General features: G+C 49.7%; 1 protein-coding gene. It reads left to right on the plus strand.

Features of this window, described 5'->3' with window-relative positions:
• On the plus strand, window positions 1-235 hold a 235-nt coding region (locus tag AC27VE_RS30750), incomplete at its 5' end, for a hypothetical protein (protein ID WP_488705860.1).
• Window positions 236-296: the final 61 nt, after the last annotated feature.

The following is a 296-nucleotide window of genomic DNA, read 5'->3' on the forward strand; positions in this document are numbered from 1 at the left end:
ACTCGCTTGCTTCGCTGCGGCTTTCGCCTTGCGTCGCTTGCTGTTTTCAGCAACAGAGAGGAAAGATTATGAAGGAGTTTTTATCGCTTGTCAAGTCAGCTTCGTTCGCTTTCGCGCCACCGCTTTCTTGCTTGCGACCCCTTCGGATCCGCTCTCTTTAGCAGCTATCGAAACATCAGAACACCCGCTCGGGTTAACCCTAAGTTTTCGGCAACTGCCAAGCCTGAAACTATAACACAACTTTTGCAGATTATGCAACCGGCTTTTGCCTGACTTGCATCCTATCTTGCAACCCT

It is taken from the genome of Achromobacter sp. 18P8.1.1 (genome assembly GCF_057799415.1).